The organism is Acinetobacter sp. A3 (genome assembly GCF_012371415.1).
GTDB lineage: Bacteria > Pseudomonadota > Gammaproteobacteria > Pseudomonadales > Moraxellaceae > Acinetobacter.
The window spans coordinates 51,068-71,958 of the sequence record NZ_JAAZQW010000010.1; the positions used below are offsets into that span (position 1 = coordinate 51,068).

At 42.3% G+C, this 20,891-nt stretch carries 20 protein-coding genes, 4 tRNA genes and 1 riboswitch; of the genes, 21 read left to right on the forward strand and 3 right to left on the reverse strand.

The window, feature by feature from the left end:
* Nucleotides 1-9: 9 nt before the first annotated feature.
* Nucleotides 10-154, reverse strand: a riboswitch (TPP riboswitch).
* A gap of 80 nt (nt 155-234) precedes the next feature.
* Nucleotides 235-1,281, reverse strand: coding sequence for a hypothetical protein (locus HHA42_RS05415; protein WP_252726300.1), 1,047 nt, complete (start codon nt 1,279-1,281; stop codon nt 235-237).
* A 478-nt stretch (nt 1,282-1,759) separates the two neighbouring features.
* Between HHA42_RS05415 and HHA42_RS05420 the strand changes: the two genes are divergently transcribed.
* Together HHA42_RS05420 and phoU are read left to right on the forward strand one after the other, a co-directional pair.
* Nucleotides 1,760-3,097, forward strand: coding sequence for a TolC family outer membrane protein (locus HHA42_RS05420; RefSeq protein WP_168460929.1), 1,338 nt, complete (start codon nt 1,760-1,762; stop codon nt 3,095-3,097).
* 161 nt (nt 3,098-3,258) lie between these two features.
* Complete coding sequence (gene phoU, locus HHA42_RS05425; protein ID WP_168418393.1) at nt 3,259-3,981, forward strand: phosphate signaling complex protein PhoU; 723 nt, start codon at nt 3,259-3,261, stop codon at nt 3,979-3,981.
* 534 nt (nt 3,982-4,515) lie between these two features.
* On the opposite strand, the gene HHA42_RS05430 is transcribed toward phoU, so the two are convergent.
* Nucleotides 4,516-4,788: an oxidative damage protection protein gene (locus HHA42_RS05430; RefSeq protein ID WP_026438236.1), complete on the reverse strand. Its 273-nt coding sequence runs from the start codon at nt 4,786-4,788 to the stop codon at nt 4,516-4,518.
* Nucleotides 4,789-4,801: 13 nt separating this feature from the next.
* Entirely contained in the window at nt 4,802-6,232 is a 1,431-nt protein-coding gene (gene argH, locus HHA42_RS05435; RefSeq protein ID WP_171525255.1) for an argininosuccinate lyase, read from the reverse strand.
* On the opposite strand from argH, the gene HHA42_RS05440 reads away from it, so the two are divergent.
* The 19 genes from HHA42_RS05440 to HHA42_RS05530 all read left to right on the forward strand — a co-directional run.
* On the forward strand, nt 6,223-7,377 hold the full coding sequence (locus HHA42_RS05440; protein ID WP_168525678.1) for a histidine kinase: 1,155 nt from the start codon (nt 6,223-6,225) through the stop codon (nt 7,375-7,377). The genes argH and HHA42_RS05440 overlap by 10 nt on opposite strands.
* Before the next feature lie 71 nt (nt 7,378-7,448).
* Nucleotides 7,449-8,189: a LytTR family DNA-binding domain-containing protein gene (locus HHA42_RS05445; RefSeq protein ID WP_104852924.1), complete on the forward strand. Its 741-nt coding sequence runs from the start codon at nt 7,449-7,451 to the stop codon at nt 8,187-8,189.
* A gap of 123 nt (nt 8,190-8,312) precedes the next feature.
* Nucleotides 8,313-9,233, forward strand: a complete 921-nt coding sequence (hemC, locus tag HHA42_RS05450; RefSeq protein ID WP_168525697.1) for a hydroxymethylbilane synthase — start codon at nt 8,313-8,315, stop codon at nt 9,231-9,233.
* Between the two features lie 19 nt (nt 9,234-9,252).
* Nucleotides 9,253-10,032: a uroporphyrinogen-III synthase gene (locus tag HHA42_RS05455; RefSeq protein WP_168418395.1), complete on the forward strand. Its 780-nt coding sequence runs from the start codon at nt 9,253-9,255 to the stop codon at nt 10,030-10,032.
* Entirely contained in the window at nt 10,029-10,865 is an 837-nt protein-coding gene (locus HHA42_RS05460) for a hypothetical protein (RefSeq protein ID WP_168418396.1), read from the forward strand. Before HHA42_RS05455 ends, HHA42_RS05460 begins: the two co-directional genes overlap by 4 nt.
* The gene (locus HHA42_RS05465; RefSeq protein WP_168525680.1) at nt 10,866-12,059 is read left to right on the forward strand and encodes a heme biosynthesis protein HemY; all 1,194 of its coding nucleotides are present in this window, start codon (nt 10,866-10,868) and stop codon (nt 12,057-12,059) included.
* A gap of 9 nt (nt 12,060-12,068) precedes the next feature.
* Nucleotides 12,069-12,500 (forward strand): thioesterase family protein, encoded by a 432-nt coding sequence (locus HHA42_RS05470; RefSeq protein WP_168525682.1) that lies wholly within the window; start codon nt 12,069-12,071, stop codon nt 12,498-12,500.
* Between the two features lie 144 nt (nt 12,501-12,644).
* Entirely contained in the window at nt 12,645-12,971 is a 327-nt protein-coding gene (locus HHA42_RS05475) for an H-NS histone family protein (RefSeq protein WP_168418399.1), read from the forward strand.
* A 162-nt stretch (nt 12,972-13,133) separates the two neighbouring features.
* Nucleotides 13,134-13,874 carry a type II secretion system protein N gene (gene gspN / locus HHA42_RS05480; RefSeq protein WP_168525684.1) on the forward strand — a complete coding sequence of 247 codons (741 nt, stop codon included), beginning with the start codon at nt 13,134-13,136 and terminating at the stop codon, nt 13,872-13,874.
* On the forward strand, nt 13,874-14,713 hold the full coding sequence (locus HHA42_RS05485; protein ID WP_168525686.1) for a type II secretion system protein N: 840 nt from the start codon (nt 13,874-13,876) through the stop codon (nt 14,711-14,713). The genes gspN and HHA42_RS05485 overlap by 1 nt, the downstream gene beginning before the upstream one ends.
* A gap of 59 nt (nt 14,714-14,772) precedes the next feature.
* A complete protein-coding gene (gene gspD / locus HHA42_RS05490; protein ID WP_168525688.1) occupies nt 14,773-17,028 on the forward strand; it encodes a type II secretion system secretin GspD in 2,256 nt (751 codons plus the stop codon).
* A gap of 69 nt (nt 17,029-17,097) precedes the next feature.
* Nucleotides 17,098-17,748, forward strand: coding sequence for an FHA domain-containing protein (locus HHA42_RS05495; protein WP_168418402.1), 651 nt, complete (start codon nt 17,098-17,100; stop codon nt 17,746-17,748).
* A 62-nt stretch (nt 17,749-17,810) separates the two neighbouring features.
* Nucleotides 17,811-18,482, forward strand: coding sequence for a phosphoglycolate phosphatase (locus HHA42_RS05500; RefSeq protein WP_168525691.1), 672 nt, complete (start codon nt 17,811-17,813; stop codon nt 18,480-18,482).
* A 159-nt stretch (nt 18,483-18,641) separates the two neighbouring features.
* Nucleotides 18,642-20,135, forward strand: a complete 1,494-nt coding sequence (gene trpE, locus HHA42_RS05505) for an anthranilate synthase component I (RefSeq protein WP_168418404.1) — start codon at nt 18,642-18,644, stop codon at nt 20,133-20,135.
* A 98-nt stretch (nt 20,136-20,233) separates the two neighbouring features.
* A tRNA-Thr gene (locus HHA42_RS05510) sits at nt 20,234-20,309 on the forward strand.
* 54 nt (nt 20,310-20,363) lie between these two features.
* Nucleotides 20,364-20,447 (forward strand) — tRNA-Tyr (locus HHA42_RS05515).
* A gap of 36 nt (nt 20,448-20,483) precedes the next feature.
* Nucleotides 20,484-20,559 (forward strand) — tRNA-Gly (locus tag HHA42_RS05520).
* A 14-nt stretch (nt 20,560-20,573) separates the two neighbouring features.
* Nucleotides 20,574-20,648 (forward strand) — tRNA-Thr (locus HHA42_RS05525).
* A gap of 148 nt (nt 20,649-20,796) precedes the next feature.
* Nucleotides 20,797-20,891 (forward strand): GTP-binding protein (locus tag HHA42_RS05530; protein ID WP_017397055.1); only part of this gene is annotated, 95 nt, incomplete at its 3' end.

Genomic DNA, 20,891 nt, shown 5'->3' on the forward strand with positions numbered 1-20,891 from the left:
TTAGGCGGGGTGTTTAGGTGGCTTGATTCCTACGCAGGTTTTAACCTGATCAGGTTCAACGGTACTTGGGTTTACATCTTGTATTATTACTTTGGGCTGAACACAAAATGGACACAATCTCAGCGAGGAATTACTCGCGCTCCGTCAAGCTGTATAAATAGTAGCATGTTGTTGCTATAAAAGCAGGGCTCACCGTGCTTTTATTCAGGTGGGGTATTTTGTAGAAAATTACCTTTAAAGCGGCAGGCAAATGCCATCACTGAAACAGTCACGCTTTGAATTGGTGAGCGTAGTCTTGAGGTTTAAATATTGATTCAGTTGTGCATGTACTAGAGCCTGCTCGCCATGTTCGCGTTTTTGTTGTGCGGTAGGCTGGGCTGAAATTTCATTAAGGCGTTGTTCTGCGCTCATTTGTAAAAAGGCAATAAACTTGCGTGCTTGATTGGCCAAAGTAGATTTTTGCAGTTCAGCCAGTTTTTTAACTTCAAATAATACAGCGGGCTGAATACTGGATTCATCGACATAATCGTATGAAACAGGGCTTTGCGCTGTCCCTTTAAACAACAGTGTGGCATAAAGTTCTGCTAGGTAACGTGCATCTGCAATAAAGTGACTTTTTGGATAACGTTGTAGATAATCTTCCCAAAACAAAGCACGTTCTGCGATGTCTGTCGCATCGAGCGTCAATCCTGCATCTTGTAAGCTAGACTGCATGTTGTCATTGGCCAGTCTTTCAATGAAAACTTGCTCAGCATCGGGCATATAAGGTGCAAAAATAATTGCTAAATATTGCGGACTGCGTCGGTATGCAAGCTTGCTTGCACCTGCATCATGCAGTTCTAAGTAGGCTTGTCCTTTGTGTTTCAATAAATACTGATCACGCGCAGCAAATTTTTCAAAATGACTTTGCTGAATGGTGGGGTGTTGAGCCATATCAAAGGCGTGTTGTTCAAACGCTAATTGTTCTGTAGCACTACGTTCTACATGCAAAAAGCGTTGATACATTTGGGTGGAAAGGTCGAGCAATTTTAACTGTTCTGCTAAAGGCAACAGCGGCAAACAGACTTTTAAGTCCTGATTGATTTGCTCTAAGGCAAATGTGGTGCGGGTATTATCAATTTGCTGCATGTTGTGCTGAATGTTGTCACACATTTGGGTTAAATCTACAGGCTCACTGGCACTGGTCTGCACCTGTGGCGGCTCAGGTACAGGCGGAGTGTCTGAGTTTTGGCAGGCAAGTAAACCTAAGCAACTGCTAAGCAGTATGATTAGTTTACCCATGCGAAAAAATTTAACCATTACAGCAATTCAACATAAAAATTGATCGGTCATTGAAGGTGATCTCTAAGTGTCAATCCATCATGAGAAAAGTGGTACAAACATACGTCATCAAACAAAAATTAAGCATTGCCAAAAAGTTAGAATTTCCAAACCATCAGTACGATGCAGGCGGTCTGTAGAAATACACTTTATTGCACAACTAGGGAGAGTGCTCATTGTAAGGTCAAATAGCCGCAAGAAATTGTAGTATTCTGCTAGAGTTTGGTTACATGGTTGTGATGTGAAGCTGAATTGTGAAGCCTGTGTAAGCAGAGGTTTTTTGAGTTGATGCTTATGCAATGAATTGAAATAAAATGAAAATTAATGCAATGTAATGAAACTCATACGGAAAAAATGCAAATAAGCTTTAGTATGTGCAGAGTAAAAAGAACATGCAATTGGATTGATGAAATCGCAAAAGTGGGTTGTTAGAAAAACAATGAAAAAAATCGTTTTGAGTCTGAGTTTATTGTGGGCAAGTTCAGGGGTATTTGCTTTAGATTTGCTGCAAGCCTATGCACGTGCTCAACAGAACGACCCGAATTGGCAAGCACAGCAATTGCAGTATCAAGCCGATCAACTGAATTTAGGGATTGCCCAAGGTAATTTACTGCCAACAGTGACCTTATCTGGCAATATCACCCGTAAAAGTCAGGACATGAGTCAGGTTAATATCGCAGACTTTCCCAATGACATGCTAAATAGTGCATCATCCACATCGCGTCAAGTGGCTTTAACCGCACGTCAACCATTGTTCCGTTGGGATGCTTGGCAAGCTTTAAAACAAGTTAAAACCTCTTTGAGCTTGAGCGAAGTGACTTTGCGTTTACAACAGCAACAACATATTTTGAATGTGTCTGAAGCTTATTTTAATGTGTTGCGTCAGCAGTCTTTAACCACCGCCTATTTACAAGAAGAAAAAGCCCTGCTGGAACAGCTTAATATGATGAATGCCAAATTGCGTGAGGGTTTAGTGGCTAAAAGTGAAGTCAGTGAAGCCAATGCGCAATATCAAAATGCACGTGCCAATCGTATTGCAACGCATGTGCAACTGGTGTTGGCACAAGAACAATTGGCACAACTGATTGGCCCGTATCGGGAAAATTTGGCAGTACTGCGTGAAGATTTTCAATTTCAGAAACCCGTACCAGAGCGTCTGGAAGATTGGACGCAGTTGGCCCAACAGCAAAATTTAGCCATTTTACAGGCCCGTTTACAGCGCCAATATGCTGAAGATGCACGTCGGGTCGAGCAGGCTGCGCGCTATCCACAAGTTGAGGCCGTTGGCAGCTATGGCTATGCCAAGCAAAGCCCTGAAAGTGTGATGTCACCCGATGGTCAGTTTGATCAGATTGGGGTTGAGATGAACTGGAACGTGTTTAGTGGTGGGCGTGTCAGTAAAAATGTGCAAAAAGCGGCAGTGCAAGTTCAAAAATCGGAAGCTGAACTAGATGCCGCAATTCGCAAAGCCCAAACCGATGTAAAGAAAGCATATTTACAAGTAGAAACGGATCAGGCCAAATTGCAGGCACGCCAAGCAGCCATGAATTCAGCAGACTTGGTGGCACGTGCCTCGAAAGCGCAATATCAAGAAGGTTTAAAAACCATGGTGGATGTATTGCTGGCACAGCGTAATGCTTTTTCGGCGAAGCAAGATTATCTCAATGCACAATATGATTATTTAAATCATGTCTTGCAGCTTAAAGCTGCGGTGGGACAATTAACCGAACAAGACTTGCAGGAAATGAATGCTTGGTTGGTGCAAAAGGCATCGTAGCATAGGCTCACTAAGAAAACCGAAATGCAGGATTGTTGTTTAAAGACAGAAACGATCAGACTTTAGAGTTTGGTGAGAAAATGTCATAAAAACGTCATCATTGCTGTGCTTTAATATTGAATCATTGCGTCAGTCTATCCTTTTGTTGTGGAGAGTATTCCTTGAGTACGAATAATCCTGTGTTAAGTCACCATATTTCTTCTCAGTTCAATGAAGATTTGCAGGATGTAAATACCAAATTTATGACCATGGGTGGTTTGGTAGAACAGCAGGTTGCCAATGCGATTCATTCACTCTTGGATACTGATGCAGCGTTGGCGGTAGAAGTGCAATTCCAAGATAATGTGGTTAACCGCATGGAAACCGAAATTGACGAAGCCTTAACTTTGATTTTGGCACGTCGTCATCCTGCAGCCATCGACTTGCGTATGGTCATTGCCATGTCTAAAGCCAATACTGATTTAGAGCGTATTGGTGATGAAGCTGCAAAAATTGCACGTATTGCCCAAAACTTATGTGAGGAAGGCGGTTCGCCACGGGGTTATATGGAAACCCGTCATATTGGCAACCAAGTACGTGTCATGATTCATGATGCATTGGACGCTTTTGCACGTTTAGATGTAGATCAGGCCTTACGTGTATTATTGGCCGATGCGGATATTGACCGTGAATATCAATCTGCAACTCGCACCCTGATGACTTATATGATTGAAGATCCGCGTCATATTTCACGTGTAATCAATGTGATGTGGGTGTTGCGTTCATTGGAGCGTATTGGTGACCACGCGCGTAATATTTCTGAACAAGTCATCTATATGGTGAAAGGTTTTGATGTGCGCCATACCAGCGTCAAAGAAATTGAAGAAAAAGTACAGGAACGCTAAGTTCTAGTTACTTTTAAGTCTTAAAGCCTCATCTGATGATGGGGCTTTTTTATGTCATTATTTTTATTTTCTGAATTTCTTTGAGAGTAGAAACTGGCCTATTTTGAAAAATTTTGGGCAAAAAAAATCCCAGACTTTGGGGGAAATCTGAGATTGAAATCGGGGATATTTATTATAGTAAGAGACAATTGCTTATCTCCTTGCAAATAAGTATAGGAAAAGCCAGCGCGATAATCATGTGCTTTATTGTAGTGGAATGTAGCGTTTTATATACAAATGTATTTTAGAATTACATTGTTATTTGTGTGATTTATTTTTTATGATTTTATTTAAAATCATCGCCTAATCCGCTATTTTTAGGGCTTAAAGATGTGAATGTTCATCTTTAAAAAATCAGCAACAGCTTTCACTTTTTGAATCTTCTTTCAGTTGTTTTGCTGCATGGCTGTAGATCATGCAAAAAAGGGCATAAAAAAGAGCCTTCGTGAAGACTCTTTTTGATATTGGTTCTTGATGCTTAGAATACAGGCGAAATTAGTTTTGAGGTTTTAAACCTTCAGCGACTTCAAGGCTAGCATCATTGTTCAGGAACTTCTCACGCTGCTCTTCAAGAAACTTTTTCGCATCGGCTTCAAACACATTTAAACGCTTTTCGTTAATGAGTGTAGTTTGGTGTTTGAGCCATTCTTGCCATGCCTGCTTAGACACGGTTTCAAACAGTTCCTGACCTTTTGCACCTGGAAATGGCGCAAAATCCATCGCATCCATTTCCTTTTGATATTTACGACAAAACACTTGTTTAGACATAGCGACTTCCCGGTTAGGCATAAAGTTGGGCAAGACGTGCTTGAGCACGTTCAATTGCTGCAGCGACTTGTGCAGGTGCAGTGCCACCAATATGATCACGTGCATTTACAGAAGCCTCAAGGGTTAAGGCTTTTTCAAATACATCGGCTTGAATCAAATCAGAGAATTGTTGTAATTGCGCTAAGCTCAGTTCAGACAGGTCTTTACCTTCTTGAACACCCAAGGCTACGGCTTTACCTACAATTTCATGCGCATCACGGAAGGCCACGCCATTTTTCACCAAGTAATCGGCAAGGTCGGTTGCGGTAGAGAAACCACGCAATGCTGCTTCACGCATTTCTGCAATATTTGGTACTAAGGCAGGAATCATGTCGGCAAATGCCATGAGTGAGCCACGTACGGTATCAATTGCATCAAATAAAGGTTCTTTGTCTTCTTGGTTGTCTTTGTTGTAAGCCAAAGGCTGACCTTTCATGAGGGTTAATAGGCTCATTAAATCGCCATAGACACGACCAGTTTTACCACGCACCAATTCAGGCACGTCTGGGTTTTTCTTCTGCGGCATAATGGATGAGCCTGTGCAGAAACGGTCTGGAATATTCACAAACTTAAATTGTGCAGATGTCCATAAAATCAGCTCTTCAGACATACGTGACAAGTGCATCATAATTAACGATGCAGCGGCATTGAATTCGATCCCGAAATCACGGTCTGATACTGCATCTAGCGAGTTTTCAGATACAGCTTCAAAACCAAGTAGTTCCGCCGTATAAGCACGGTCAATTGGGTAAGTCGTGCCTGCTAATGCAGCAGAACCCAATGGCATGCGGTTGACACGTTTACGACAGTCAATTAAACGCTCTGAGTCACGTACTAACATTTCAAACCACGCCATCAGATGGTGACCAAAGGTCACAGGCTGTGCGGTTTGCAAGTGAGTAAAACCAGGCATAATAGTGTCAGTATTTTTTGCAGCCAGTGTCAAAATACCGTGTTGTAGTTTTTTTAATAATTCTAAAATTGCATCAATTTCATCACGGACATAGAGACGAATATCGGTTGCCACTTGGTCATTACGGCTACGACCAGTGTGTAGTTTTTTACCTGTAATGCCAATACGCTGAGTTAAACGTGATTCAATGTTCATGTGCACATCTTCAAGATCAATGCGCCATTCAAATTGACCTGCTTCAATTTCGGCCTGAATGGTGTTTAAGCCCTGAACAATGTCATCACGCTCTTCGCTGGTGAGTACGCCCACTTTTGCCAACATGGTGGCATGTGCAATTGAGCCTGCAATATCTTGTTTATAAAAGCGTTGGTCAAATTGAACAGATGCTGTAAATTCAGCAACAAATGCGTCAGTAGCTTCAGAGAAACGACCGCCCCACATACCCGAAGTTTGGGCTTGTGACGGATTTGAGGAATTAGAAGATGTGGTCATATCGGCTCAATAAAGTAAAAAGCGGTAATTTGGACAAGAGTATAACAAATTCAGATTCACTTGCCGAAGAACAAGCCAATCAAACTTTTGCTGATACGCAGGCAGAACAGAATTATGTGTATTTTTTTACGAAAATAGGGCGTTGGCAATATCTAATTGAACTATTTATTGGCAGCAATGCTTTGGCAATGGTCTTGGCTTTGGCTGAAGCACAGGGCTGGCAAGGTTTAAGTTTTAGTCGGGTGCTGCAATATATTTTGTATATCAACTGGGTAGTGTTGTGTTTTGCGGCTTTGGTTGAATTTTTTCAGGCACGTTTTTTACGCATGGGCTTGGCGCTGTCGTTTATGGTGAGTTTTATCTTGCTGCAAGCCATCGTATTGGTCACGACACTCAGCTTAAATACCTTATTGCATTTTGGGCAAAATTTTCATTTGCAGCAGTTTAGTCTGGCAGAATTGATGCATGGGATTGGATTGCATTTGAGTTATGGTGTGATTTTGGGTGCATTTTGTTTTCGTTATATCTATGTGCGAGAACAAGCCATTCAGCAGCGGCATAGTGAATTGCAAGCGCGGGTGCATGCTATGCAGGCCCGTATTCATCCACACTTTTTGTTTAACAGCTTAAATAATGTGATCAGTTTAATTGCAATTGACCCCGATAAAGCTGAGCAGATGTTGCTGAATTTATCACGTTTATTCCGTGCCAGTTTGCAGGAATTAAAACTGGTGAGCCTGAAAGATGAGATCGAACTTTGCCAACGATATTTAGAGATTGAGCAAATTCGTTTGGGTGATCGGCTGGCGGTAGAATGGAAAATTGAACAACCGCAACTGCTCAGTCAGGTACAAATTCCGTTATTAACTTTACAACCCTTGCTAGAAAATAGTATTTTTCATGGAGTTGAAAAAGTTTTAGCAAAGAGTACGATAAGTATATTGATCGAAATATTGCAAAACCAAGTCAATATTGTCATTACAAATCCGTATGTCAGCGATAAAATAAATTTAAGATCTGGACATGGGATTGCACTGCAAAACGTGGAACAGCGCTTAAAAGCGTATTATGGACGCAGCGTTACTTTCAAAAATTATGCGGGGAATGGTATGTACACCACGGTGCTGCAATACCGTTATAAATAAAATAAGCTGTGATTGCTCTGATTTTTCTAGACTTGATAAAAATAAAGTTATTGACTTAAAAAGGAGGAAAAATGGACATCCTAATTTGTGATGATGAGCCTCTAGCTAGAGAGCGATTATCACGTTTGGTCACTCAACTGGGGCATCATGTGGTGGCAACGGCAGCTCATGGGCAACAGGCGATTGAACTGGCGGATGAACATCAGCCGGATGTCATATTATTAGATATTCAAATGCCGGGAATGGATGGTCTAAGTTGTGCTCAGCATTTACGTGAGCTTGACCCTATGCCAGCCATTGTGTTTTGTACCGCTTATGATGAACACGCACTTGATGCGTTCAAATCCAATGCGGAAGGCTATTTGTTAAAACCGATAATGCAACAGGAATTGCAACAGGTTTTAGATCATTTAACAAAACTCACGCAAGCGCAGATGAGTCATTTAAAACAAAAAGAAAATATGGACGAATTAAAAATAAAACGTCACCAAATCGCGGCGAAAACCTATCGCGGTGTAGAGTTGGTGCCAATAGAAAATATCTACTATTTTTTAGCCGATCAGAAATATGTCACTGTACGTCATAAAAATGGCAGTGTCCTGATTGATGAAACGCTGAAAGATTTAGAAACCGAGTTTGGTGATCAGTTTATTCGGATTCACCGAAATGCCTTAGTGTCGATTCAGTTTTTGGAGGGGCTAGAAGTGGTCAATTCAGGACAATATCAGGTACGTTGCCGTGAGCTGGATGAGCGTTTAGCCGTCAGCCGAAGACACTTACCTTTGCTGAGAGAACGCATCCAAAAACTCTAATTTTTGTGCAGAATCCAGCATTTTTTGTAAATAGATCAAGCAATCGGTAGAGAAATAGACTTGCATTTTTAGGGGATCAGGTTAAGTTTAGATGAACAAAATTGATCTTGCTTAGTCACTATGATGAAAACCCTGAAAATTGCAACTCGACAAAGCCCGCTTGCGTTATGGCAGGCCGAACATATTCGTGCCCGCTTGGAAGCACTGCATGCCGATTTAACCGTTGAGTTGGTGACCTTTGTCACGCAGGGCGATAAAATTTTAGATACCCCATTGGCAAAAATTGGGGGCAAGGGACTGTTTGTTAAAGAATTAGAAGCCGCTTTGATGGATGGTCGTGCCGACTTGGCGGTGCACTCCATGAAAGACGTGCCGATGGCATTGCCTGAGGGCTTAAATTTGGCGGTCATTTGTGAGCGTGAAGACCCGCTAGATGCTTTCGTGTCAAATCACTATGCGCATTTTTCAGATTTGCCACAGGGTGCCAAAGTGGGTACATCCAGCTTGCGCCGTAAATGCCAAATTTTGAAAGCGCGCCCAGATTTAGAAATTATAGATTTACGCGGTAATGTGGGAACACGTTTATCTAAACTGGATGATGGTCAATATGATGCCATTATTTTGGCCAGTGCCGGTTTGAAGCGCTTAGGTTTGGAGCAGCGTATTCGTCATACTATTCAGCCTGATCTGAGCTTACCTGCCGTTGGGCAAGGCGCTTTAGGTTTGGAGTGTCGTAGCCAAGATCAGGCGGTATTGGATTTGATTTTGCCGTTGATGGATGTAGACACCAATGTTTGTGTACGTGCGGAACGTGCCTTTAATGCCTATTTGGAAGGTGGTTGCCAGGTGCCAATTGCAGGCTATGCAACCTTACAAGATGGTCAATTACAGATAGAAGGCCGTGTTGGCAGTGTCGATGGGCAAACTATTTTAAAAGCCGTACAAGTTGGTGCGCCTGAACAGGCAGAACAATTGGGTGAACAATTAGCTCAAGCCTTATTGGCGCAAGGTGCAGGTGAGTTGCTCAAAGCTTTGTACCAATAGTGGTCTGTTGTTTTAAGCCATGATTTTTATCAATACTCGCCCGCAGGGGCGTGCTGAAGCGCTCAGTCAGGCTTTGCAACAACAGCACATTGAGGTGATTGATTTGCCGTTGTTGCGCTTGTCAGCACGGCCTTGGTCGGCTGAACTAGCCAGTCTGTATGCCCAATTGCCTAATACGCATATTATTGTGGTGGTTAGCCCAACAGCCGTTGAAATTGGGATGGCGTATTTGGCTCAAAGTCATCTGCAATTGCAGGATTTACAACATATTCGCTGGGTGGCTGTGGGTGAAAAAACTGCAGAAGTGCTGCGTGAATATGGAGTGCACAGCGATATCCCGCAGGTGGAAACCTCTGAAGGGATGCTGAGCTTAGCGAGCTTGCAAAACTTGGCAGCAGGTACGCAAATTGCATTTTGGCGTGGCGAAGGTGGGCGACAATTTATGATGCAAACCCTGCTTGATCAGGGCATGCAAGTACATAACTTTGTCTTGTATCAGCGAGAGTGTCCTGCCAGTTCTGTGCAAAAAATGGCAGCAGTCCGCAGCCGTTTAATACAAACTTCAGAATTTTGGATGATGATTAGCAGTGAGGCCAGTTGGTTAAATTGGTTGATGTTGATTCAGCACGATGCCACTTTACTAAATAAAGGTCATTATTGGGTATTGGGTGATCGACTCGAACAAATTTTGCTCGATTATCAGGCACAGCATCACACAAAATATAAAATACTGAAGTTGACCAATTTAAAAACAGAATTAATATTGCAGCAAATCATGCGTATGCAAGGAAAGTTATGAAGAAACTGATGCTGATCGTTGCGTCGATCGCTGTGATCTGGATAGTCAAATTGAGTTATGACGTCATGCAAATTTCAGCGCAACAACAACAACTCAGCCAAAGTTTGCATCTTGCCGAAAAAAATAATGCCAATTTAAATGACCAATTGGTGGCTTTGCAGCGCCGTAATTATACTCAGCCGTCTTCAGAGCAATCTGCAGCGTATAGTAGCGAAGTGCAGGAAAATAGTATTCAGCCTATGGATGTGGTGTCGCAGCAATTAGACTTGGTCGAGTTCGCATTGCAGCAACAACAGTTTCATTATGCTTTGGAAAAAATGAGTGTGTTGGCAGATGATTTGAATGACTATGCCTTAGCACCTGCCTTAAAACAAAGTCTGCATCAGGTCATTCAGCAAGATCAAAAACAAATCCAACAGTTTATTGCCACGCGTGATGCTCAATATCAACAGGTGAGTCAGTTGTTACAACAGCTAGATCAGCATTTAAAACTGCAAATTCAACAGCCTGAGCTAAACCCTGCCGATGTAGAGGATCGTTATTTTTGGCAAAAGTGGCTCAGTATTGAGGCCGCTAAACAACCTGCAAGCACCTTAATGCAGCGCCAAATTATCTTAAAAGAAGCTCAATTGCGTTTGTTATTGGCACGTCAGGTATTAATGCAAGGTCAGTATTTGCAATATCAGCAGGAACTAAATGGCATTATCCAGCTGCTACAGTCATTACCTGATCAAAAAGCACAGCAATTGATTCAGCAATTAGAAAAAATTAAAAATTTAAATATTGTACCTACGCCAAGCTTAAAAACACGTGCTTTATTGGGGGCGGTATAAATGAAACAAATTCTACTCGCCTATGTGGTGGTTAGTCTTGTACTCGTCGCGCTACTCAGTTTGCTGAGTTATGGACATGGTTCAGGCTATGTCTATGTGTATTGGCGTGAGTGGCAATTACAAACCAATATCTGGTTGCTGTTGTTCTTTTTCTTATCCATCAGTGTTTCGTTGCAAGTGTTATGGTTGCTGTTAAAACGCTATTTTAGCCGCGAGCAGCGTAAAGTCGAAACGGTATTTAATTTTAAAAACCTACATCCTTATGAGCAATTGGCAGTCATTTGGTTATTAGATGCTGCTGAGGATCAGCACCAATTTGTCCGACAAGTCTTTGCCCAGTCAGGTTTGCTGAAAGGGGTGATGGAAGCACGTATGTATTCCATTCAGCAGCAATATCCACAAGCCTTGGCAGCTTTAAATCAAAGCAGTGCTGCAGCTTTTGAATTGGCAGAAATTCAGCGTATTGAAATTTATTTGGCGCAGCAGCAACCTGAACAGGCTTTAACCCATTTAGAGTTTCTAAATCAGCATGAATTATCGCCATGGTTATTTAAAGTTAAAACGGCATATCAAAAGCGTTTAATTGATTTGTGGGGGCAATTTGCTACGCAATATCCTTGGCATTATTTGCGTTCGACTAAATATGGCCATTTAGATGCCGAAAAAAAACAACAATGGCTAACCCAATTACTGATTCAGTTTGAGCAGGTAGATGCAGAAAACTTACAGGCATTGCAGCAGCGCTATTTAGATTTAGGTGAACAAATTTTTAGCCAAAGTTATGCGATTCAGGTGTTGTGGCTGAAAGTACTTTCACGTTTGCCTGATATGACGCAACAGCATGAACAGTTAGCTGTACATTTGTTGAGTGAACAATTTAATCAGGAAGTGTTTTATTTATGGTTCCAGCAACAGTTGTTAAAACAACAGCCTGATTATGTGAAAATTGAACAACAAATAAATATCTGGGAACAGAAATACCCTGCATTACCTGTATTTAGTTTTGCCAAATGGCATATTTTTACAGCAACAGCACGCTATTCAGAGGCAGAGCAATTACTTGCTTTATATCCTGAACATGTATTAATGAGTTATTTAAGGGTTAAATCTAATTTAAAAGATCAGCCTGAATTATTAAAACAGTTAAATTTAATCTTTGAAAATAATTCTAATTTTGTCGAAATTAAAATTTAAAGGTGAATTGTGTTAACACTATCAGATTATCCTATTATTTTTGAGCAACGTGTCGCATGGGGTGATATGGATGCTTTTGGGCATGTCAATAATGTGGTGTATTACCGTTATATTGAAAGTGCACGTTTATGTTATTTTGATCAATTGAAAATTTTACAGCAAGGCGTGTTCACGGTCGTGGCATCTAATCAATGCCAATATATGCGCCCAGTGGTTTATCCTGATGTATTAAAGATTGGGGTTCGAGTTGAAGAGTTACGTAATAGTGCTATGCGTATGCATTATTTAATCTACAGCGAAACTCAACAAACTATAGTGGCACAGGCAGAAGCAGTTATTGTTTGTGTAGATCATGTAAATATGCAAAAAACCTTAATCCCTGAAAATGTACGCGCAAGTATTCATAAAATAGAAAAAACTGTACAGCATATTCTTGATTAAAACTAAATAATCAGTTCATAATATATCGACTGTTATTTATACGTAGAGTAGTGGATTTTTTATTAAAGCTTTGGTTTGATAAAATGTAATGAATCTGCTTAATTTAATAACTGAATATAAAAAAGCATAGTTTTTGGAGTAAGTATGATGCCCGATATTAGCAATTTATCTGTTGAAGAGTTAAAGCGTTTACAAGCTGAAGCTGAAGCATTAATTGCCACGAAAAAAGATCAAGCAATTGAAGATGCCTATAATCAAATTATCGCAATTGCAGATGGTTTAGGTTTAAGCATTGAGCAAATTCTTGAAGTTGGCGAAAGCAAGCGTAAAAAAAGCCCACGTAAAACAGTAGAGCCACGTTATCGTAGCAAAACTAATCCAACAGATACTTGGACGGGTCGTGGTAAACAACCACGCTGGTTAGTTGCTGAATTAGAAAAAGGCGCGAAACTTGAAGATTTTCTAATCTAAGCTTCATCAATTTGTCATTGAGTTGACTTAGAGTTCAAAAACCAAGCAATACGGCTTGGTTTTTTTATCTGTATCAATTGGCGATGCCGAAAAAGTGTGCATAATGTGTGAGTGTTATAAAAAGTCATTCATAGAAAAATTAGTAAGGTTGGTCGTGGTGGCATGATAAAGAAACCCAAATACATCACGTGGTGGATTTTCGCCCTCATTGCATTTTTGATTTTTGTGTTATTACAAATTCCTGCAGCGTGGTTGATTTCAAAATTTTATAAAAACAACCAGACTTTACATAATGTCAGTGGCAACATTTGGCAGGGGCAAGCCGACTGGCAAAAAGGACAATTACGTGGCACTTTAAGCTGGAATACGCGTCCTTTAGATTTGGTACTACTGCGTGTTGCTGCCGACGTAGAAGTGCACAGCGGCAATACACAATTGGAAGGCATAGTTGCTTATCGTTTTGGCACGATTTTACTGCAATCACTCGAAGGTCAAATTGCGCCTGAGACTTTAAAAAGTGTTGTGGACTGGCAATGGCCGAGCAATGCGATTCAACTTAAAGACGTTCATTTAAATTTTAAAAAACAACAAGGTTTTGCAAAGTCAGAAGGACAAATGCAGTGGGCAGGGGGTGAGTTGCTTTATCGTTTTGCACAGCGCCAAGACCGCATGAATATTCCTGCTTTAAAAGGCAGTTTGTCGGACGAAAATGGTAAATTGATATTCGATATCCGAGATCAACGCGAACAGAAAATGGTGAATATTGCACTTGATCAGAATTTGATGCTGGATGTGCAACTCACCCAACGTTTGTTGATGAATATTGCTTCTTATGAAGGTAAAGCAGGACTAGATACTTATGTTATCAGTACCCGTCAGCCTTTACTGAAAGGAGGCTTTTGATGCGTGATTTTTCAGAGCGTTGGGCCAACTTAGATTGGAAGCAAGTAGACCGTGTTGCGCCTGTATTGTTAACCCTGCTCATTTTGTATTTGTGTTGGAAACTGGCGAGTTTATTTTGGCTGGTGCTTGCACCGCCGCAGGCTATGCAGGTAGATCGGGTGGAATTGGGCTCACAGCAACCACAGATTCCGAATATTTCTTCTTTTGCACTATTTCATGAAGTTGGACGTACCGCTACGGTAGACGATCAATTAAATATGACTTTGCAAGGTGTTGTTGTCGGACAACCGAGTCAGTTCTCATCGGCCGTGATTAAAGTGAATGAAGTCGCTGAACGTTACCGTGTGGGAGATGTGATTGATTCTAGTCAGTATCAATTGGCAGAAGTGTATTGGGATCGAGTGATTTTGCGTCATAGTAGTGGTGCTACGCGTGAGATATTGTTTAAAGGGATCGAAAATGGTTTAAATCAACCGATCGCCCCATTAATTTCCAGTGGTAATACGCCCGCAATGGTTGCGCCAACAGCGCCTGCACAACCGAATAATGCAATTGGACAAGCAGTACAGCGAATTCAGGAAGACCGTGAACAATATTTAAAAGAAATGGGGGTTGAGGCCAATACAGGCAACGGTTATGAGGTAACCACACGGACTCCCGCAGCGTTAAGAAATAAACTAGGCTTACAACCAGGTGACCGTATTTTGTCTTTAAATGGGCAGAGTGTCGGGCAAGGGCAAAACGATGTGCAGTTACTGGAACAGGCGCGTCGTGAAGGTCAGGTGAAATTAGAAATAAAACGTGGTGATCAGGTGATGACCATACAACAAAATTTTTAAATGAATCGGCATGTTGAATAATGCAGAGGCATATTTAGGGTTAGGAAACACAGTAGATTATGGCTTTATTGAATCATGAGCGTCCATTTTGGGCATTACTGGCTGCTGCACCGCTTGTTGCAATGGTGAGTACTGCAAGTCATGCGCAAACCTGGAAAATTAATTTACGTGATGCGGACTTGACTGCATTTATTAATGAAGTGGCCGATATTACGGGCAAAAACTTTGCGGTCGATCCACGCGTGCGTGGTAATGTCACGGTGATTTCCAACAAAGCCTTAAATAAGAATGAAGTCTATGACCTGTTTTTAGGGGTGCTGAATGTCAATGGTGTGGTTGCCATTCCATCGGGCAATACCATTCGTCTTGTACCTGACAGCAATGTCAAAAGTTCAGGTATTCCCTATGACGGCCGTCAAAATGCACGTGGCGATCAAATTGTGACACGTGTGATCTGGCTAGAAAATACCAATGCCAATGACCTGATTCCTGCTTTACGTCCGCTCATGCCACAGTTTGCACATTTGTCTGCAGTGGGCGGCACCAATGCCTTAATCGTGTCAGACCGTGCCAGCAACATTTACCAGCTAGAAAGCATTATTCGTAATTTGGACGGTACTGGGCAAAATGACATTGAAGCGATTAGTCTACAGTCTAGTCAGGCAGAAGAGGTTATTGGTTTGCTTGAGTCGATGAGTTCGACCGGGGCAGCCAAAGATGTGAAAGGCTCTCGTGTGCGCATTGTGGCAGACAACCGCACCAATCGCATTATCATTAAAGGTGACACTGCAACCCGTAAACGCATTCGTCAAATGATTGAAATGATGGATGTACCTGCCGCAGATCGTTTGGGCGGCTTAAAAGTTTTCCGCTTGAAATATGCCAGTGCACAGAATTTAGCGGAAATTTTGCAAGGTTTGGTGTCGGGGCAAGCAGTCAGTAGCAGTTCTAGCTCAAATAACAACAGCAGTAATAATAGTAGTACAAGCAACCTCAGTAACAACAATAACAATACGGGCAATTCATCTACAATTTCCACTCCAAGTATTAATTTGGGTGGTAGTTCAAATAGCAATAACCAAAACAACATCACCAGTTTTAATGGCAATGGTGTCAGTATTATTGCCGATGGTTCGCAAAATGCTTTGGTGGTTAAAGCAGACCCGCAACTGATGCGTGAAATTGAATCGGCCATTCAGCAGCTAGATACTCGCCGTCAACAGGTGTTGATTGAAGCTGCGATTATTGAAGTAGAAGGCACTGATGCTGATCAGCTCGGTGTGCAGTGGGCGCTAGGAGATTTAAGTAGCGGCATTGGCTTGATTAACTTTGACAATATCGGTGCCAGTCTGAAAAATGTTGCCGCAGGCTATTTGACAGGTGGTGCAGCAGGTGCGGGTGGTGCGATTGGTGCAGGCACATCTTTGGTTTTGGGTGATTATCGCGAAAGTCGTGATGGTTCGCGCAAGCTCTATGGTGCGATGATTCAGGCACTGAAAGAAAAAACCAAATCCAACTTATTGTCTACGCCATCCATTGTGACCATGGACAATGAAGAAGCCTATATTGTGGTGGGTGAGAACGTTCCCTTCGTAACGGGTTCATTATCCACCAATGGCGGAGTGGCAAACCCGTATACCACCATTGAGCGTAAAGATGTCGGGGTGACTTTAAAAGTTGTGCCTCATATTGGTGAAGGTGGCACACTCCGACTTGAAGTGGAACAAGAAGTGTCTGATGTCAAAGCCAATAAAGGTCAGGCACAGGATTTGGTAACCAGTAAACGTGCCATTAAAACTTCTATTTTAGCAGAGCATGGGCAAACTATTGTCTTGGGTGGTCTAATTTCAGATAACTCAATTTACAGCCGTCAAGCTGTGCCGGGCTTAGGTGCGATTCCAGGGCTTGGGCGTTTATTCCGTTCCGATGGTCAATCCAATCAAAAGCGTAATCTCTTGATATTTATCCACCCGACTATTGTGGGTGATAGTCAGGATATTCGTCGTATTTCGCAGCAGCGCTATAGTCAATTGTATAGTTTGCAACTGGCTATGGATGCCGATGGTAGCTTTGCCAAATTGCCTGAAAATGTCAGTGATGTTTATCAGCAGCGTTTGCCTGTATCTCGGGTTGCACCACAAGCAGGGGTGTACCAAACGCTGCCATCGGCTGTGCCTGCCAACCGTACGGCAACGGTGACTACACCTGTTGCAATTGAGCCTGTGGTACAACGTCAAAGCGTGGCATTGCCGCAGCAGGAAGTGAGTAAAACCAAAAATACGGTTACCACAACCACAATTCGTGCTACACCTTAATCGTATCCTGCACAGATTGTGGTTAAGGGCATGTTATGATGTTGCCAAATCACACCAGAGAAATTATTTATGACTTGGAAAATACAAGCAATTAGCGGTGAATTTACTGGCCAGGAAATTAGTATCGACCGTGATATGTTGGTGGGACGCCATCAAAGTGCAGATTTGGTGCTGCAATCGGCGGAAATTTCACGTAAACATGCGGCTTTTTTAGTGAAAGACCAAGCACTTTACGTGCAAGATTTAAACTCCTCGAATGGCACTTTTGTGAATGATTTGCGCATTGCCGATGAAACCTTGCTTAAAGAAGGCGATATTGTGCAGTTTGCTAGCCTGAAGTTCTCTGTGTTTGCACCAGCCGTTGAACTTGAACATGCTGCAGATGTGGCAGAAACGGCAGAAAAAGTAACCGAAGCTACAGAGAAAACAGCTGCACAGCAAATGAATGAGCAAGGCATGCCCGAATTGAATCAGCGTGACAGTTCGGTGCAATTAAACCGTGATGGGATGCCACAAGGGGTTGCTGTACCTAAGCCAGCACCAATTCCAGAGGGTGTCGATATTCATGCGGTTCAGGCTGAACCTACTCCAGTTGCGGTAGAGCAGCCTATTTCTCGTGTGGAACAAGAGAGAGAACAACAAAAAAATGCATCTGTTGGCTTAATTTCACTAATCGTGTTGGTGATTTTAGCTATTTTGGCATGGGTATTGTTTAAATAAGCGACCTTTGCTTTACAATCAGGGCATGCAATCGCATGCCTTTGTCAATTTAGGGGGGAATGATGTCTATTGCTCAGCTCGATACACGCCAAGTTATTTTATTTGACCTTGATGGAACGCTAGTAGATTCTGCCACAGACTTATACCGTGCCATGAACATGAGTTTGAATGCACTGCAGTTACCTTTAGTGACTCTAGAGCAAGTACGTACTTGGGTTGGAAAGGGCACTGCTGTTTTTTGTCATAGCGTGTTGATGCATTTAATGGGGGTTGTGCATCCCGAGCAACATCAACAGCTCTTGAATACCTTTTTAGACATTTATAATGCTGAACCGTGCATCGATACGCAGCCCTTTGCAGGCATTATTGAGTTTTTGGATTGGGCAAAGGCGCAGAACAAAACTTTGGTTTGTGTGACCAATAAGCCTGAACAACCTGCACGTGCCATTATCGAAGCTTTAAACATGCAAAATTATTTTGATGATGTGATTGGTGGGGACCGTTTTGAAGAACGTAAACCACATCCGCGTCAATTGCTGCACTGTGTCGAGCGTTATCAGGTTGACCCTTCGCAAGTGTTAATGATTGGAGATTCTTCCAATGACGTAGAGGCTGCGCGTCGTGCGGGTATTGATTGTATTGTAGTCAGCTATGGCTATAATCATGGTGAATCCATTGCCGATTGTCAGCCACAACAAATCGTGGATAATTTAACTGAATTGTTAAGGATGTGAACCTTAACAATTCATAATTCAACCCAAACCGCTATAAAGGATATCAATATGAGTCAGGCTGTCATGCCCATATTTCGATGGCGACACTAGTCAGAAACGCAAATCATTCTTCACTTCGTCTTATCGAAAAAATTAGTGTATCGAAATAGGGAGCTTCACATGACCACTCAGACTCAATTTGAACAACTTAAAACTGCGGGCTATAACCTGATTCCTGTATATCGCCAACGTCTGGCCGATACCGAAACGCCATTGTCAGTATTTGCACGTTTGAAACAGCATCAACAAGCCTATTTGTTTGAATCTGTAGAAGGGGGCGAAAACTGGGCACGTTATTCTATTATTGGTTTGGGTGAATCTACTGTTTTTTCCTGCAATGCAGGCGAGTTAACCATTCAACATGCAGATGGTTCAGTAGAAAAACAAAACTGTGCACAGCCTTTTCAATATATCCGCGATTTTCAAGCGCAGTTTAAAGTGCCTACACAGGCCGATTTACCCGAATTGCCAAGTTTTACTGGTGGCTTAGTTGGGTATTTTGGTTACGATGCGGTTCGTTATATTGAGCCACGTTTGAAAAATGTGCCGACAGCAGATCCTGTCGGTTTGCCTGATATTTGGATGATGCTGTCTAAAACAGTCATCGTGTTTGATAATTTAAAAGATACCCTGTTTTTAATTGTGCATGCCGATGCAGCACAGGCAGATGCCTATAACAAGGCACAACAGCAGCTCGATGCACTAGAAGAAGTTTTAGCAACGCCGATTAGCTTAAAAGCACAAAAGCATACACCGCCACATTTTGAATCACTCACAGGCAAAGAAAAATTCTTGGCGTCAATTGAAAAAGTTAAAGAATATATCCGTGCAGGCGATGTCATGCAGGTGGTGCCTGGGCATCGTATGGTGTCGGATTTTGATGGTGAACCGTTACAGGTTTATCGTGCCTTACGTCACCTTAATCCATCGCCGTATTTGTTTTTGGTGCAGGGCAAAACCTTGGCTGACGACCAACCGTTTCATATAGTCGGTTCATCACCTGAAATTTTATCGCGTTTGGAAAATGGCATTGCAACCGTGCGCCCTTTAGCGGGTACACGTCCGCGTGGCAAAACCAAAGAAGAAGACTTGGCTTTGGAACAAGACTTACTGTCAGATGAAAAAGAAATCGCTGAACATTTAATGCTGATCGATTTAGGTCGTAATGATGTTGGACGTATTGCCAAAATTGGTAAAGTGCAAGTCACCGATCAAATGGTGATCGAACGTTATTCGCATGTCATGCATATTGTCTCCAATGTGCAGGGTGAAGTGCGTGATGATGTAGATGCTTTGGATGTTTTTCAGGCAACCTTCCCCGCAGGCACGCTTTCAGGCGCACCAAAAATTCGTGCTATGGAAATTATTGACGAAGTTGAGCCTGTAAAACGTGGCGTTTTCGGTGGTGCTGTTGGTTATTTAGGCTGGCATGGCGAAATGGATATGTCGATTGCCATTCGTACCTGTGTAATTCGTGAAAATAAGGTCTATGTGCAGGCCGGTGCAGGCTTGGTTGCTGACTCAAATCCTGAATCTGAATGGAATGAAACCCAAATAAAAGCTCGCGCAGTGATCAAAGCGGTTGAATTATCATCAAATGGATTGATTTTATGAGTTTTTAACGGTTTTTTTGAAAAAAACACTTGCACGGATTTCAAGTTTTGCTAAACTGCACACCGTTCCGATACGAAACGTACGAAACACTAAGAAACGCCGGCATAGCTCAGTTGGTAGAGCAACTGACTTGTAATCAGTAGGTCCACAGTTCGAATCCGTGTGCCGGCACCATCTTAGAGAGTTTAAATCGTGAAGTAAAGAACGAACACTGAGTAAGTGTGAAATGGTGGGATTCCCGAGCGGTCAAAGGGAGCAGACTGTAACTCTGCCGCGTAAGCTTCGAAGGTTCGAATCCTTCTCCCACCACCATTAACTTCGATAGAAGTGGTAATTACCAACATAGATGCGGGAGTAGCTCAGTTGGTAGAGCGGCAGCCTTCCAAGCTGCATGTCGCGAGTTCGATCCTCGTCTCCCGCTCCATCGAAGGATTTATCGCTCTTATAGCTCAGTGGTAGAGCACTCCCTTGGTAAGGGAGAGGTCTCGAGTTCAAATCTCGATAAGAGCTCCAGATACAGTTTAGCGATTATTCGCAAAAATTTTTTAAAAAGCAGGCTTATTAGTCTGCTTTTCAAGTATTAGGTGTCTAGATTTTTAGGCGATATGTCGGGGCAGAGTTTTACTCAGCATTGTGTTCGACGTAAACGAGGAAGATGAACATGGCTAAGGCTAAGTTTGAACGTAATAAGCCACACGTTAACGTGGGCACAATCGGTCACGTTGACCATGGTAAAACAACTTTAACAGCTGCAAT